General features: G+C 70.0%; 11 protein-coding genes. 5 read left to right on the forward strand and 6 right to left on the reverse strand.

The genetic code is table 11. The annotated features are described in order from the left end of the window. Window position 1: 1 nt before the first annotated feature. Entirely contained in the window at window positions 2-1,201 is a 1,200-nt protein-coding gene (locus ABD798_RS19465) for a trans-sulfuration enzyme family protein (protein ID WP_344876802.1), read from the forward strand. On the opposite strand, the gene ABD798_RS19470 is transcribed toward ABD798_RS19465, so the two are convergent. Next, window positions 1,169-2,593, reverse strand: a complete 1,425-nt coding sequence (locus tag ABD798_RS19470) for a pyridoxal phosphate-dependent decarboxylase family protein (RefSeq protein ID WP_344876804.1) — start codon at window positions 2,591-2,593, stop codon at window positions 1,169-1,171. The genes ABD798_RS19465 and ABD798_RS19470 overlap by 33 nt on opposite strands. A gap of 187 nt (window positions 2,594-2,780) precedes the next feature. On the opposite strand from ABD798_RS19470, the gene ABD798_RS19475 reads away from it, so the two are divergent. Together ABD798_RS19475 and ABD798_RS37230 are read left to right on the forward strand one after the other, a co-directional pair. After that, window positions 2,781-3,440 carry a transcriptional regulator gene (locus tag ABD798_RS19475; RefSeq protein ID WP_344876806.1) on the forward strand — a complete coding sequence of 220 codons (660 nt, stop codon included), beginning with the start codon at window positions 2,781-2,783 and terminating at the stop codon, window positions 3,438-3,440. 130 nt (window positions 3,441-3,570) lie between these two features. Continuing rightward, window positions 3,571-4,500: a cold-shock protein gene (locus ABD798_RS37230; protein WP_425549241.1), complete on the forward strand. Its 930-nt coding sequence runs from the start codon at window positions 3,571-3,573 to the stop codon at window positions 4,498-4,500. A gap of 194 nt (window positions 4,501-4,694) precedes the next feature. Here the strand turns inward: ABD798_RS37230 and ABD798_RS19495 are convergent, their stop codons facing one another. Then, window positions 4,695-5,273: a CGNR zinc finger domain-containing protein gene (locus ABD798_RS19495; RefSeq protein ID WP_344876808.1), complete on the reverse strand. Its 579-nt coding sequence runs from the start codon at window positions 5,271-5,273 to the stop codon at window positions 4,695-4,697. Between the two features lie 138 nt (window positions 5,274-5,411). On the opposite strand from ABD798_RS19495, the gene ABD798_RS19500 reads away from it, so the two are divergent. Together ABD798_RS19500 and ABD798_RS19505 are read left to right on the forward strand one after the other, a co-directional pair. Then, window positions 5,412-5,864, forward strand: a complete 453-nt coding sequence (locus ABD798_RS19500; protein ID WP_344876810.1) for a VOC family protein — start codon at window positions 5,412-5,414, stop codon at window positions 5,862-5,864. Continuing rightward, a complete protein-coding gene (locus ABD798_RS19505; RefSeq protein ID WP_344876812.1) occupies window positions 5,864-6,724 on the forward strand; it encodes a pyridoxamine 5'-phosphate oxidase family protein in 861 nt (286 codons plus the stop codon). Before ABD798_RS19500 ends, ABD798_RS19505 begins: the two co-directional genes overlap by 1 nt. Here the strand turns inward: ABD798_RS19505 and ABD798_RS19510 are convergent. The 4 genes from ABD798_RS19510 to glgX form a co-directional block, all read right to left on the reverse strand. Next, window positions 6,711-8,834, reverse strand: a complete 2,124-nt coding sequence (locus tag ABD798_RS19510; protein ID WP_344876814.1) for a bifunctional diguanylate cyclase/phosphohydrolase — start codon at window positions 8,832-8,834, stop codon at window positions 6,711-6,713. The genes ABD798_RS19505 and ABD798_RS19510 overlap by 14 nt on opposite strands. A gap of 186 nt (window positions 8,835-9,020) precedes the next feature. Beyond that, on the reverse strand, window positions 9,021-10,736 hold the full coding sequence (gene treZ, locus ABD798_RS19515; protein WP_344876816.1) for a malto-oligosyltrehalose trehalohydrolase: 1,716 nt from the start codon (window positions 10,734-10,736) through the stop codon (window positions 9,021-9,023). Then, a complete protein-coding gene (gene treY / locus ABD798_RS19520) occupies window positions 10,729-13,011 on the reverse strand; it encodes a malto-oligosyltrehalose synthase (RefSeq protein WP_344876818.1) in 2,283 nt (760 codons plus the stop codon). The genes treZ and treY overlap by 8 nt, the downstream gene beginning before the upstream one ends. After that, window positions 13,008-15,134 carry a glycogen debranching protein GlgX gene (gene glgX, locus ABD798_RS19525; protein ID WP_344876820.1) on the reverse strand — a complete coding sequence of 709 codons (2,127 nt, stop codon included), beginning with the start codon at window positions 15,132-15,134 and terminating at the stop codon, window positions 13,008-13,010. Before glgX ends, treY begins: the two co-directional genes overlap by 4 nt. Between the last annotated feature and the right edge of the window lie 34 nt (window positions 15,135-15,168).

Below are 15,168 nucleotides of genomic sequence, written 5' to 3' on the forward strand. Positions count from 1 at the left end.
TATGGGTTCATCGCCACCGTACGACGCTGATCATGCACCAGTCGACCCCAGCACCCGTGCCGTGCACATCCGCGCACCGCAGCTCGACGGGGTCCGCCCGATGAGCTTGCCGATCTTCCAGAGCTCCACGTTCGCGTTCTCCGACAGCGCGAGCCTCGCCGAGGCGCTCTCCGTTCCGGACGGCGCCTACTCCTACACCCGGCACGGCAACCCCACCACGCGCGCGCTGGAGCACGCCGTCGCCGACCTCGAAGGCGGGGTCGCCGCGCTGGCCACCGCGTCGGGCATGGGCGCGATCAGCGCCGTGCTGCTGGCCCGGCTGCGCTCCGGCGACCACGTCGTCGCGCAGAGCGCGCTCTACGGCGGCACCGTGTCCGTGCTGCGCGATCTCTCCGAGCGCTTCGGCGTCGAGGTCACCTACATCTCCGGCTCGCCGGAGGAGCTGACCGAAGCGCTGCGCCCCAACACCAAGCTGCTCTACCTGGAGACCATCGCCAACCCCACCACGCGCGTCAACGACCTGCCCGAGCTGGCCAGGATCGGGCGCGGGGCCGGGCTGACCGTGGTGGTGGACAACACCTTCGCGTCGCCGTTGCTGTGCCGCCCGCTGGAGCACGGCGCGCACGTCGTCGTGCACTCCAGCACCAAGTTCCTGGGCGGGCACTCCGACGTCATCGGCGGCGTCGCGGTGTTCGCCGAGGAGGAGCTCTACCGCCAGACCTGGCACCAGGTGCTCGACTACGGCGCCTCGGCGGACCCGTTCGCGGCCTGGCTGACCGCGCGCGGGCTCCAGACCTTGCCGCTGCGCCAAGCGAAGCAGTGCGCCAACGCGCGCGTGCTCGCCGAGCGCCTCGCCGAGCACCCCGCCGTCGGCACGGTGCGCTGGCCGGGCTTGGCCAGCCACCCCGACCACGGGATCGCCGCCAAGCTGCTCAGCGACTTCGGCTCGCTGATCAGCTTCGACATCGCCGAGGGCCACGACGCCGCGGTCCGCTTCCTCGAACGCGTCCGGCTGGCGACCCTCGCGGCCTCCCTCGGCGGCGTGGAAACCCTTGTGCTGCAACCCTCCACGAGCACGCACCGGCAGCTCGACGCGGCCGGGCTGGCGGCGGCGGGCATCACCGAGGGCACCATCAGGATGTCGGTGGGCATCGAGCACGCCGAGGACCTATGGGCCGACCTCGCGCACGCGCTGGGCTAGCTCCAGCACGACCTGGACGATCAGGTCGATGTCGGCGGTTCCGGTCCGCCAGTTCACGATGGCGGGCCGGAACGCCACCATGCCGCGATAGGTCGTCGAGCCGAAGTGCACGCGCCCGTCGGTGATCACCTCTGCGGCGATCGCGGTGTTCAGCGCGTCCAGCTCCGCCTCGGCGACGTCGTCGGGGTGGTAGCGGAAGCACACGATGTTGAGCGGAACATCCGCGAGCAGCTCCAACGAAGGCTCGGCGCGGACGCGCTCGGCGAGGTGCTGCGCGAGGTCGAGGTGGCGCTCCACCATCCTCCGGTAGCCGGAGCGACCGTAGGCGGCCAGCGTCGCCCACACCGCGAAAGCCCTTGCGCGGCGCGAACTCTCCGGCCCGAGGTTGCCGTAGTTCGGCCGCTCCAGATCCACTCCTGGCAGGTACGCGGCGGTGTTGCTGAAGATCGGCCCGAGCAGCTCCGGGTGCCGCACGAACGCGAAACCGCAGTCGTAGGGCACGTTCAGCCACTTGTGCCCGTCCGAGCCGACCGAGTTCGCCCGTTCCACTCCGGCGACGAGGTGCCGCGTCCGCTCGGAGAGCGCGGCGAACAACCCGAACGCGCCGTCCACGTGCAGCCACGCGCCGAACTCCTCCGCGAGGTCGGCCAGCTCCTCGATCGGGTCGAAGGCCCCGGCGTTCACCTCGCCCGCGCTCGCGGAGATGATCGCCGGGGCGCCGCCGAGCGAGGCCAGGTCCGCGCGCATGCCCGCCAGGTCGACGCTTCCGTCGTCGTTGCGGTGGAAGCGCACGGAGGAGCGGCCGATCCCCAGCATTCCCAAGGACTTCACCGCGCTGGAGTGCAGATGTCCGCTCGCCAGAACGGGAATTCGCGGCAATCCGGACAGGCCTTCGACGTCCACGTCGACCCCGTGCTCCGCGCCCCACCACCGGCGTGCCGAGGCGAGCCCGACGAAGTTCGCCATCGTCGCGCCGGAGGTGATCACGCCCGCCCACTCCACCGGCAAACCGAAGAGTTCTCGCAACCACCGCAGCGCAAGGACTTCCGTGTGCGCGCCGATCGGCGAGCTGACCCACATGCCCGTGTTCTGGTCGGCCGTGGACGTGAGCATGTCCGCCGCCAGCGCGGCCGGGGTCACACCGCCGATCACGAAGTGGAAGAAACGCGGCCCGGCAGAACGGATCGCCGTGTCCAGCAACCGTTCCGACAGTTCGGTCACCGCCGAGTCCGCGCCGATCCCGTCCTCCGGGAGCGCGAGATCACCCGGCGGCAGACCCGACTCGGTCGCTTCCGGGCGGACGAGCTGGTCCGGCGGCGCGGTGAGCAGTTTCTGTTGGTAGCGCGAGACCAGTTCGAGCAATTCGACGCTGTCGTCGGGAAACGGCTGCACGGATTACCCCTTTCAGCGGACGTCTCAGCCTTCGTCGCGCGGGGACCGCCGGTCAACAGCCAATTCGGTGGCGCTGGCCCGTGAATCCTTCGATAAGGCAGACCTTCGGCGGGAGTCCGCGTCCCGGCTGACATACGCTGCCTTCGCGAGATTCCCGCACGGCAACGGTTCAGGGAGATGGCAGGCGATGACCGGATCGGCAGACGCACGGCTGGCCGCGGCCCAACGGCAGTTCGACGAAGCCGGCGGCGAGAACCGACTGATCCGCCTCATCGAGAGCGGACAGGCGCCCCTGTCGGCCATCGGCGCGCTCGCCGCCGAGCAGCACCGCGTGATCACCAGCGACTGGCGGGCCTTCCTCACCCTCGCCGCGCGCGCCGAGGAGCCCAACGCCCGGCAGTTCTTCTCCGGCCTCGCCGCCGGGGAGGCCGTCGCCTTGGAGCGCGTCGCCGTGCTCGCGCGGCACTGCGGCCTGGATGCCGACGCCGTGCGCGCCTACAAAACTCAGCCTGGGTGCCAGTCCTACCCGTCCTACGTCGCTTCGCTCGCGCTCAACGGCGACCCGCTCGACGTGCTCGTGACCCTGGTCGCGGGCTTCGGCGGTTGGGGCGGCTACTGCGCTTCCGCGTCGCGTGGCCTGCGCGAGCACTACGGCTTCGACGACGAGGGCTGCGGCTTCTTCGACCTCTTCGCCGACCCTGACCCTTCGGGCGCTCAGTTCGCCACGGCAGCCGTAGCGGCAGGCATCGCGTCAGGCTGGACCGGCGAAGCCGTGGACGACCAGATCCGCCTCCTCCAGCACTACGAGCACCAGTTCTGGAACACCCTCGCCGACCTGGCCGACTAGGCGTGTCGCCAGGTGAACCAACGGCCCGCCCCTGGCTCCGCACCGCCCGCCTGAGGGCCCGGCCCGACGGACCGGAGGCCTGTCAGAGAGACTGGGGGCCAGTGCCCGCCCTCTCGACCTGGAGCCTTTGATGCTGCAAGGAACCGTCCGTTGGTTCGACGCCGAACGAGGTTTCGGCTTCCTCGCGCCCGAGGACGGCTCGCCGGACGTGTTCGTGCACGCCTCCGAGATCGTCGGGGACGGCGGCGCGAAAGTGCTCCGCGAGGGTCAGGCCGTCGTGTTCGAGGTCGGCGAGAACGACCGCGGGCCCCAGGCGCTGCGCGTTCGCGTCACCGCCGATGCGGGCTCCGGCAGCGCCGTGGGCCTGCTCGGCACCGTCAACTGGTACGAGCCGGGCAAGGGGTACGGCTTCGCGTCGCCGGACGGCGGCGGCGCCGACGTCTTCGTGCACAGCTCCGCCATCGTGACCGGCGGCGTGGTCACCGAGGGGCAGCGGGTGGCCTTCCTGATCGTCGAAGGCGAGCGCGGCCCGCAGGCCGCGCACGTGATCCCGCTGGGAGCGGGGGCCGGCTCACCCGCTGCGGCTGGTCTCGCGGACGGTGCCGACGGCACGGTGGCCTGGTACGACGAGGACAAGGGCTTCGGCTTCATCAACCCCGACTCCGGCGCCGGGGACGTCTTCGTTCACGCCCGGTCCCTGGCCGAGGGGCTGACGTGGCTCGCGGAGGGCGACCGCGTCGCCTACGAGGTGGCTAGTGGGGACAAGGGCCCGCAGGCCCGCGACGTGCACCTGGTCCGGGGCGCCGAGCCCCAGGCGGCGCCGCAGCGGTCGGCGCCTGCGGCGCGGGACGTGCCCGTGCGAGGTGGCGAGGGCGTCGTCGCGCGCTACGACAACGACCGCGGCTTCGGCTTCATCACCCCGGACGCAGGCGGCGACGATCTCTTCGCCCACGTGTCCGTGATCATGGGGTCGGAACCGCTGCAGAAGGGTGACCGGGTCCGGTACGCGGTGCGTCAGAGCGACCGGGGCCCGCAGGCCGACCGCGTCGAACGCCTCTGAAGCACCCAACGACACAGAGCTACCGATGCACCCCGAACGCGTGAATGGATGCGCAGCGGGACTTGCCGGTGTCGAGCACGAACAAGAGTCTTCGTCACGACCGCCCACGATCGACGACCAGGACCGGCGGTTAACGATGATCAACAGGGGGGTTTGGTGGTCTTGAAGACGCCCCAACCCCCGCGACACAGGGCTCAGTTCGACTTCGAGGAGCGGTGGCGCTCGTAGTGCCGGGCGGCCCGGGCGCGGTTGCCGCACCCGGGGGAGCACCAACCCCGGCGCGGGTGGTCCTTGCTGAAATAGAGCACGCACCCCGGGCCGTGGCAGGCGCGCAGCGCGTCCGCGTCCTCGGTGAACAGGCGCGCCGCCGCCAGTCCGAGCACTGAGAGGGCGTGGCTCGCGCCCTGCGCCGGGCTCGTCCACTCCAGCGCGAGATCCGCGCCGCGCCGGGCCAGCAGCGGCGTTCTGGCCACGGCGACGGAGTTCAGCTCAGCGATCGCCGTGTCGAGGTCCTGCACCGCCGAATCCGCCGTGGGCCGCTCGTCGGCTGTCACGTGCGCGGCGATGCGGCGCAGCGCGTCGCGCAGGCGGCGGAACGCGGCGAGGTCTAGCGCGGACTCCGTGGCGATGCCGGACTTGGCGAGCCACTCCTCCAGGCCGCGCGCCGTGTCCAGGTCGTCGTGGCGCCCGTCGCGGTCCGCCCAGACCGTGTTCATCAGCCGGATCGGCAGCGGCTCCGCCGGGAGCAGGTACGCGATCTCCTCGGTGCTCACGTGCCCTCCCCGTCCCGGCGTCCGCCCGATGCTAGTCCGCACTGCTTCTAACGCTTTGAACGTTGACAAGCGTTAGAAGCAGTGTGAGGGTCACTCTAACGCAAGCAATGCATGCAACCGTTAGAAATGGGGGACCCGATGGGCGCACCAGCCCTCAAGGCCGGGCATGTCGGCATCAACGTCACCGACCTCGACCGCTCCACCGCCTTCTACCGCCGCGTCCTCGGCGTCGACGTGCTCGGCTCCAGCGCGGAGGCCGACCGCCGCTACGCCTTCCTCGGCAGGGACGGAGCGCTGCTGGTGACGCTCTGGCAGCAGAGCGGCGGGGTCTTCGCCACCGACCGCCCCGGGCTGCACCACATGTCCTTCGAGGTCCCCGACATCGCCGACGTGCGTCGCGCCGAGAGCACCCTGCGCGAACTCGGGGTCGAGATCCTGCACGACGGCGTGGTGCCGCACGGCGAGGGCGCCTCCTCCGGTGGCGTGTTCTTCCACGACCCGGACGGAACCCGGCTGGAGATCTACGCGCCCAGCGGAGCCGACACCGCCGCCGCACCCACCTCGGGTGCGCCCACCTGCGGCTTCTTCTGATGCGCCACCCCGGCGAGCAGGTGCTCCAGTCGCGAGCCGGTGTCACCCGCCCCTTGGGCTCGGCGCGGGTCGGCCCGGACATCCCGGCGGTGGCCGCCGAGTTCCTCAGCACTCAGCGCCTAGTGGTACTCGGTGCCGCCGACGACGAGGGCGCGGTGTGGGCGAGCCCCGTCGCCGGACCGCCCGGCTTCGTCCGCGCGCAGGGGGAGCGGACCGTCCTGGTGGACCGGAAGCCGCTTCCCCAGGACCCGCTCGCCACCGCCTTCGACGACGAGCGCGACATCGGCGTGCTGGCCATCGAACCGGCCACCCGGCGGCGGATGCGGATCAACGGAAGGGCGCGGCAGTCCGGCGGCACGCTCGTGCTGCACACCGAGCAGGTCTACGCCAACTGCCCCAAGTACATCCAGACCCGCACCGTCATCGACGACGACGACGACACCGCGCCCGCCGCCCCGGGCGCGCGCTCGGCGACCGAGCTGGACGCCGCGCAGCGGGCGTGGATCGCCTCTGCCGACACCTTCTTCATCGCCACGCTCGCGCCTTGTCTGGGCGCCGACACATCGCACCGCGGCGGCAACCCCGGATTCGTCACCGTGACCGACGAGCGGCGGCTCAGCTGGCCGGACTACGTCGGCAACTTCATGTTCATGACCCTGGGCAACCTCGAACTCGACCCCCGCGCCGGACTGCTGTTCCTGGACTGGGAACGCGGTGCCACGCTCCAGCTCACCGGCCGCGCCGGCACGGACTGGGACCAGCGCACCGTCCACTTCGAGCTCGACCGGGTCGTGGAACTCACCGGGCTCGCGATGCCGAAGTGGGCCTTCGGCGAGTACTCCCGGTTTAACCCCCGGTGAAGGACGTCCTCTGCGATGGTCTGGCGGCGGAGCGCGAGCGCAGTCGACGCAGATCTCCGACGGTGCCCTTCTCCTGCAACTCCAGGAACAGGTTCACCACGGCCGTGTCGAACTGCGTTCCGCAACCGCGACGCAGTTCCTCGCGGGCCTCGGACTCGCTCAGCGCCGTCTGGTACGGCCGGTCGGAGAGCATCGCCGCCCACGCGTCGCAGACCGAGATGATCTTCGCCTCGATCCGGATCTCGGAGTCGCGCAGCCGGCGCGGGTAGCCGGTGCCGTCGGGCCGCTCGTGGTGCTGGCGGACGATCTCCGCGACGACGTCGCAGCCGGGGACCGCCGCCACCATCCGGTAGCCGCTGTCGGGGTGCTGGCGCATCAGCTCCCACTCCTGCTCCGACAGCCGCGCGGGCTTGCCGAGCACCTCCGGCGGGATCACGATCTTGCCGACGTCGTGCAGCCGCCCGGCCAGTTCGGCGCAGCGCACCCCGGCCTCGTCGTGACCCAGCTCGGCGGAGATCAGCCGCGCCCACCGCGCGATCGCCCTGCTGTGCTCGTAGGTGGAGAGCATCGAGTCCACCTCGTCGGCCAGGTGCCCGAGGTAGTCGATCATGCCGGTGTGCTCGCCGAGACCCGGTCCCAGTTCGGGCGCGGTACCGATCACCACCCGGTCCCGCCCGCGCGCCTTGGCCGAGTAGAGCGCCCGGTCGGCGACCGCGATCAGCTCGTCCGGCCGCGTGCCGTGCAGCGGATAGGCCGCGATACCAACTGAGACCGTGACCGCGAGCCAGGTCTCCTCCGAGACCGCGATCGGGCTGCTGGCCACCTGGTGCCGCAACCGCTCGGCGATCCTGGGCAGCTCCTCCAGCTCGGTGTCGCGGGCCAGCAGCGCGAACTCCTCGCCGCCGTAGCGCGCCAGCACGTCACCCGCCCGGGTGGCCTTGCGCAGCCGCGCCGCGATCTCGATCAGCGCCTGGTCGCCCGCCGGGTGCCCGTAGTGGTCGTTGATCGACTTGAAGTGGTCGACGTCGATGATCAGCACCGCGAACGCCGTGGTGCTGCGCTGGGCGCGGGCGACCTCCAACGGCAGCTGCGCCTCGAAGAACCGCCGGGTGTACAGCTTCGTCAGCGGATCGGTGATGGCCAGCCGCCGCTGATCGGACACCAGATCGGCCAAGCGGGCGATGACCAGCAGGAACAGCAGCGCGCAGGCGATCGCGATCACCGGGATGTCGTGCATCGAGCCGTTGGCGTTCTGCACGAGCAGCGTCACCGGGGCGACCAGGGCCGCGCCGATCAGCACCGCGATCCGCGACGGGCCGAGGTGCTTGTCCACGGTCGGCGCGCGATCGGCCAGCTGCGTCATCGTCGGGTGCAGCGCCGCCGCCCCGAGCGCGAGGTTGCCCGCCAGCCAGATCGCGTCGATGAAGTTGCCGACCCAGTACTTCTCGCCGAGCCGCATCAGGCTGTAGATCGTGTCCGCCGCGAAGATCCCGAACAGGTTGGCGCACAACAACGAGAACGCCGCCGGACGCTGACCCGGACCGAGCAGCAGCCGCAGGCCCACCGCCAGCATCACCAGGTCCATCAGCGGGAAGGTCATCAGGAACGCCCTGGTCAGCGCCGGGGAGTTGGACACCGTCGGCGGCCCGATCAGGTACAGCCAGGTCAGCATCGCCGCGACCACCGCGAGCACCGCCGCGTCGAGCAGGCCGGGCAGGTCACCGCCGGGGCTGCGCCTGCGGATCAGCAGCAGCAGACCGGCCACCACCAGCGGGTAGTGGCTGATGTAGATCGGGTCGGCGTAGCCGGGGAAGCCGGTCTTGCCGAAGATGTAGTGCGAGATGTAGAAGGTCGCGTCCGCGCTGGCGTAGATCACCTGGCTCAGCCCGAGCAGCAGCCACGGCACCCACACGCGCGGCCGGTACCGGAACAGGCCCACGAACACCGCGACCGCCGCCGAGGACGTCAGCAGGCAGTAGGTGAGCAGCCGTCCCCACACGCCGAAGCCCTCTGCGGGGATCAGGTAGTAGCCGCCGACCATCGTCAGGCCGATGATCAGGTAGGCCAGCCACGCCTTGCGGGGAAGTGGTTTCGGGCCCCGTGAGTTCATTGAGACCTCTCATCCGCACCCGACGTCAGCACTCACGACCACCGTGATCGCGCAGATCACGTATCGGAAACGAATCATGCCTGATCTGTCCGCCGCGCGACACTGCCAGACCATTTGACTTCTTGCCGAGAGGGCCCGCTACCTGCACAAGTGCATGCTCACGGCGCTAAACGGGTGCTTTCGAAGTCAATCGCACGCCACGATCGCGAAGGTTTCCGCGGAGACGCGAAGTGTTTCCCCCAACAGAGCTACCTCACCGTTGTGGAGCAACGTCTCCTTGATCGGGCCGAGCGGAATCTCCGCCGCTTCCGAGCCCAGATTGCACACCACTCGCAGAGAACCCCTGTGCAGCACCAACCACCGCGCGTCCTCGTCGTGCTCCACGCGCAACAGGTGCAGTCGCGGGTCGGTCAGCTCGGAGCGCTCGCGCCGCAACCGCAGCAGCGCGCGGTAGGTCTCCAGCAGCTCGCGGTGATGTCCCTCACCCGCCTCGGCCCACTTCAACTTCGAACGTTCGAATGTGCCCGTGTCCATCGGATCGGGGACATCGGCCTCACCCCAGCCGTGCTCGCCGAACTCTCGCCGCCGCCCGGTTCGCACCGCTTCGGCCAGCCCGGGGTCGGGGAAGGAGGCGAAGAACTGCCACGGCGTGCTCGCGCCCCACTCCTCGCCCATGAACAACATCGGCGTGTACGGCGAGCCCAGCACGATCGCCGCCGCGCACCCCAGCAGCCCGGGGGACAGCGTCGCCGACAACCGATCGCCGGTCGCGCGGTTGCCGATCTGGTCGTGGTTCTGCGAGTACGCCAGGAATCGGTGCCCTGGCAGGCGCCGCGTGTCCACCGGCCTGCCGTGCGTGCGGCCCCGGAACGACGACCACGTGCCCGCGTGGAAGAACACCCCGCGCAGCGTGTTCGCCAGCGACTCCAACGACCCGAAGTCCGCGTAGTAGCCCTGTCGCTCGCCGGTCAGCGCCGTGTGCAGGCAGTGGTGCAGGTCGTCGCTCCACTGCGCGCCCAGCCCGTAACCCCCGGCTTCGCGCGAGGTCACCAGCTTCGCGTCGTTGAGGTCGGACTCCGCGATCAGCGCCAGCGGCCTGCCGACGTGCGCCGACAGCACTTCGACCTCCTCCGCCAGCTCCTCCAGCAGGTGCGTCGCCCGCCGGTCCACCAGCGCGTGCACCGCGTCCAGGCGCAGTCCGTCGAGGTGGAAGTCCCGCAGCCAGCCGAGCGCGTTGTCCAGCACGTAGCGCCGCACCTCGTCGGAGCCCGCTCCGTCCAGGTTCAGCGACGGGCCCCAGATGTTCTGGCCCGCGAAGTACGGCCCGAAGCGCTCCAGGTTCGCTCCCGACGGCCCGAGGTGGTTGTGCACCACGTCAAGCAGCACGCCCAGCCCACGCCTGTGGCACGCGTCCACGAAGCGCTTGAGCCCGTCCGGCCCGCCGTAAGGCTCGTGCACCGCGTACCAGAGCACGCCGTCGTAGCCCCACCCGTGCGGCCCGTCGAAGGCGTTGACCGGCAGCAGCTCGACGAGGTCGATTCCCAGGTCTACCAAGTGGTCCAGCCGCTCGACAGCCGCGTCGAAAGTGCCTTCGGCGGTGAACGTGCCGATGTGCAGCTCGTAGATCACCGAGCCCGGCAGCGCGCGCCCCGTCCAGCCCTGGTCGCTCCACTCGAAGGCGTCGTGGCCGTAGCGACGCGAGCGCCCGAACACCCCGTTGGGCTGCCACGGCGAACGCGGATCGGGCTGCTCAGTGGTGTCGTCGTCCAGCAAGAACGCGTAGTCGCCCTCGCTGGCCGTTCCGCCGCGCCACCACCCGTCATCGCCGCGCCGCAGCTCGACCGTCGCGTCCCCGACGACCGCCCGCACACGCTCGCGCTCCGGAGCCCAGACCTCAAGCATTCGATTCCCTCACAAGCAAAGCGACCGGGTAGGGGCTGAGCAGATCGGCCAGCAACGGCGCACGCGAATCCACCGCGCGCCCGGTGATCACATCGGTCCACGTGCCGTCGAACAACGGCAACCGCGTGTCGCCCCACCCGCCCGAAGCGTTGAGCCCCAACGGCAAACGAGTCGACACGGCCACCAAGTCGTTGCTGCGCGCGAAAGCCACGGCATGTCGCGCCGCGACACCCTCCGCCCGCATCGCGCGGTACGACTCGAACAGCTCCGGCCGATCACGTCGCAAGCGCAACGTTCGCGCGGTCACCAGAAGCTTCGCCGACCCCAGCTCGTCCAGGTCCGGCAACCAGCCAGCATCCAAGCGCCGCAACAGGTTCCGTCGCGCGTCGAAGTCCACCGGCCGACGGTTGTCCGGATCGACCAGCGAGTAGTCCCACAGCTCCGTGCCCTGGTAAACATCGGGGACACCCGGTCCCGCGAGCTGGAAGAGCTTCTGCCCCAACGAGTTCGACCACCCTGGCACGCGAACGCGCTCCAGCAGTCGCTCCACGTCCGCCCGCAGCTCGGTGTCCGCGAGCACGTCGCGCACCCACTGCTGCACCTGCTCGTCGAACTCCGCGTCCGCGTCCACCCAGGTCGTGCGCAGCTTCGCTTCCTTGGCGGCCTTGGCCAAGTACCCGCCCAGCCGCTCCTCGTCGATCGGCCACGCACCCACGAGCGTCTGCCACGCCAACAGGTTCAGCGTCGGCTCCGGCAACGCGCGCCGTGCACTCCACCGCCGCACTGCCGCCGCGAACTCCTCCGGGATTTCGCTGAGCACCGCCAAGCGCGCGCGAACGTCCTCCGAGCGCTTGGTGTCGTGCGTGGACAGCGTCGTCATCGTGCGCGGCCAACCAGCCTGCCGCGCTGACCACTTCGCGTGGAATTCCTCCACACCAACGCCAAATCGGTCGAACGCGCCGCCGACCTCGTTCAGCGCCGCGAACCGCGTCAGCCGATAGCCCGCCGTGTCCTCCACGCCCTTGGCCATCACCATCGCCGAAGTCTGCTGAACCCGTTGCGTCAGCTCGCTTTCCGGCTCAGCACGCATCTGCTCGCCGATCGCGGTGATCGACTCCGCCAGCTCCGGCCGAGCCCGGCGCGCCGCGTCCAGCGCCACCTGAAGGTGACCGTCGCCCTCCGGCAAGTAGCTGCGGTACACCGGGAACGCGGCCAGCAGCTCCGCGACCGCCGCCTCCGCGTTCTCCACGCGCAGCAGCCGTGCGATCCGCCGGACCTCCGCCAGCAACATCACGTTCGCCGCCGCGCGCTTGCACCCGTGCTCGACCTCGTGAACGCTCACCGGAACCCCGGCCTCGGCCGCGAGCGCCGTCACCGCCGCCTCACCCTTTGAGTCGATGAAGAGCCCGCACACCTCGCGAAGCGCCTCGTACCCCGTCGTTCCGTCAACCGGCCATGACGGTGGCAGTTCCTCCTCAGGCGCAAGGATCTTCTCCACCACGAGCCACGCGTCCGGGGCCGCCGCGCGCAGCCGTCGCATGTACTCGCCCGGCTCCGTCAGCCCGTCCGGGTGGTCGATGCGCAGGCCCGTGACCTCGCCCGCCGCCACCCACCGCAGCAGCTCCGCGTGGGCGGCCTCGAAAACCTCCGGGTCCTCCACGCGCACAGCGGCCAGCTCGTTGATGTCGAAGAACCGCCGATAGGTCAGCTCCGCCGACGCGCGCCGCCACGACACCAAGCGATAGTGCTGTCGCGCGTGCACATCCCGCGCCGACCCCTCGCCAGTCCCCGGCGCGATCGGGAAAACGTGCTCGAAATACACGAGCCGATCGCCCTCGACCCGCAGATCGTCCTCGGCCGAGTCGTCGCCGAGCACCGGGATCAACACCGGCCCGCGACCCCAGTCGATGTCGAAGTACTTGGCGTACAACGACTCCCGGCCGCGTGTGAGCACATCCCACCACCAGGCGTTGGCCTCCGCCTTCGCCACGCCCATGTGGTTCGGGACGACGTCCACCACCAGGCCCATGCCCAGCTTGCGCAACCGCTCCGCGAGCAGGCGCCGCTGTTCCTCGCCGCCCAACGACTCCGACACCCGCGTGGCGTCCGCCACGTCGTAGCCGTGCGTGGAGCCCGGCGCCGCCTGCAACACTGGCGACGCGTAAACCGCCCCAGCACCAAGGAGATCCAGGTACTCCGCGAGCTCCGACACATCCGCGAACGTGCAGCCGGGGCCGAGCTGCAAGCGGTAGGTCGAGCTGGGCGCCGCGCTCACCGCGTGCGCTGCAACACGACGAGGGACCGGTCCTTCACCATGATCTGCTGGCCGCCCAGCACCGCGTGCGTGGGGGAGGCGCGGTCGTCCGCGAAGACCTCGCCGGAGGCCGTGTCCACCACGACCGCCCACTCCTCGCCGTAGCCGCCGTCCGGCACCGTCACCTCGATCTCCCCGTCATGTCCGTTGAAGCACAACAGGAACGAGTCGTCGGTTACCAGCTCGCCGCGCTCGTCCCGGTCGGTCAGCCCCTCGCCGTTGAGGAAGACGATGATGCACTTGCCGAACCCGGCTTCCCAGTCCTCGTCGGTCATCTCGCGCCCCGACGGCGTGAACCACGCGATGTCGCGCAGCTCTTCACCGCGCCGCAACGGACGTCCTCGGAAGAACCGCTGCCTGCGGAAGACCGGGTGCGCGCGGCGCAGTTCCAGCATCGAGGACGTGAACTCGTACAGGTCCTCGTGCTCGGCGGCGCGCTTCCAGTCCACCCAGCTCAGCTCGTTGTTCTGGCAGTAGGCGTTGTTGTTGCCGTTCTGCGTCCGCCCGATCTCGTCGCCGTGGGAGATCATCGGCACGCCCTGCGAGACCGCGAGCGTCGCGATGAAGTTGCGGATCTGCCGCCGCCGCAACGCGTTCACGCCCTCGTCGTCCGTCGGGCCCTCCGCGCCGCAGTTCCACGAGCGGTTGTCGGAGTGCCCGTCGTTGTTGCCCTCGCCGTTGGCCTCGTTGTGCCGCTCGTTGTAGGACACCAGGTCCGTCAACGTGAAGCCGTCGTGCGCGGTGACGAAGTTGATCGACGCGAACGGCTTGCGCCCGTCGTCCTGGTAGAGATCCGAGGAACCCGTGATGCGCGAGGCGAACTCGCCCAGCGTCGCGGGCTCCCCGCGCCAGAAGTCGCGCACCGTGTCCCGGTACTGCCCGTTCCACTCCGTCCACAGTGGAGGGAAGTTGCCGACCTGGTAGCCGCCCGGCCCGACGTCCCACGGCTCCGCGATCAGCTTGGACCTGCTGATGATCGGGTCCTGCTGCACGATGTCGAAGAACGCGCTCAGCCGGTCCACGTCGTAGAACTCGCGCGCCAACGTGGAGGCGAGGTCGAAGCGGAACCCGTCCACGTGCATCTCGGTCACCCAGTACCGCAACGAGTCCATGATCAGCTGCAATGTGTGCGGATCACGCGCGTTCAGCGAGTTCCCGGTGCCCGTGTAGTCCATGTAGTAGCGCTGGTCGTCCTCGACCAGGCGGTAGTACGCCGCGTTGTCGATGCCCCGCAGGCTCAACGTCGGGCCGAGGTGGTTGCCCTCCGCCGTGTGGTTGTAGACCACGTCCAGGATGACCTCGATGCCCGCCTGGTGCAGCGAGCGGACCATCGCCTTGAACTCCTGCACCTGGTTGCCCTGCATCGTCTGCGAGGCGTAGGCGTCGTGCGGCGCGAAGTACCCGAGCGTGCTGTAGCCCCAGTAGTTCGTCAGCCCGCGCTCGACCAGCGAGTGCTCCGGGATGAACTGGTGCACCGGCATCAGCTCGACCGCGGTCACCCCGAGCTTCGTCAGGTAGTCGATCATCACCGGGTGCGCCAGGCCCGCGTACGTGCCGCGCAGCTCCATCGGGATGTCCGGGTGGTCGATCGTCAACCCGCGCACGTGCGTCTCGTAGATCACCGTCCGGTGGTACGGCGTCTTCGGCGCCCGGTCCGCCGACCAGTCGAAGAACGGGTTGATCACCACCGCCTTCGGCACGTACGGCGCCGAGTCCAGCTCGTTCAGCGCGTCCGGGTCGTCGAAGCGGTAGTCGAACAACGCCTCGTGCCACTCGAACTCCCCGTCCACCGCCTTCGCGTACGGGTCCAGCAGGAGCTTGTTCGGGTTGCAGCGCAGCCCGTTCTCCGGCTCGTGCGGCCCGTGCACCCGGTAGCCGTAGCGCTGTCCCGGGAGGACGTGCGGAAGGTAGCCGTGCCACACGAAGGCGTCCACCTCGTGCAGCCGGACCCGCGTCTCCTCGCCATCGTCGTCGAACAGGCACAGTTCGACCTTCGTGGCGACACTGGAGAAAAGTGCGAAATTGGTGCCGGTGCCGTCGTACGTCGCACCGAGTGGATAAGCCTGACCCGGCCACGGCTGCATGTCGTCTCCCTCAGTGGCGCGCTGCCGAGTGGGT

Source organism: Allokutzneria multivorans (assembly GCF_039537405.1).
GTDB lineage: Bacteria > Actinomycetota > Actinomycetes > Mycobacteriales > Pseudonocardiaceae > Allokutzneria > Allokutzneria multivorans.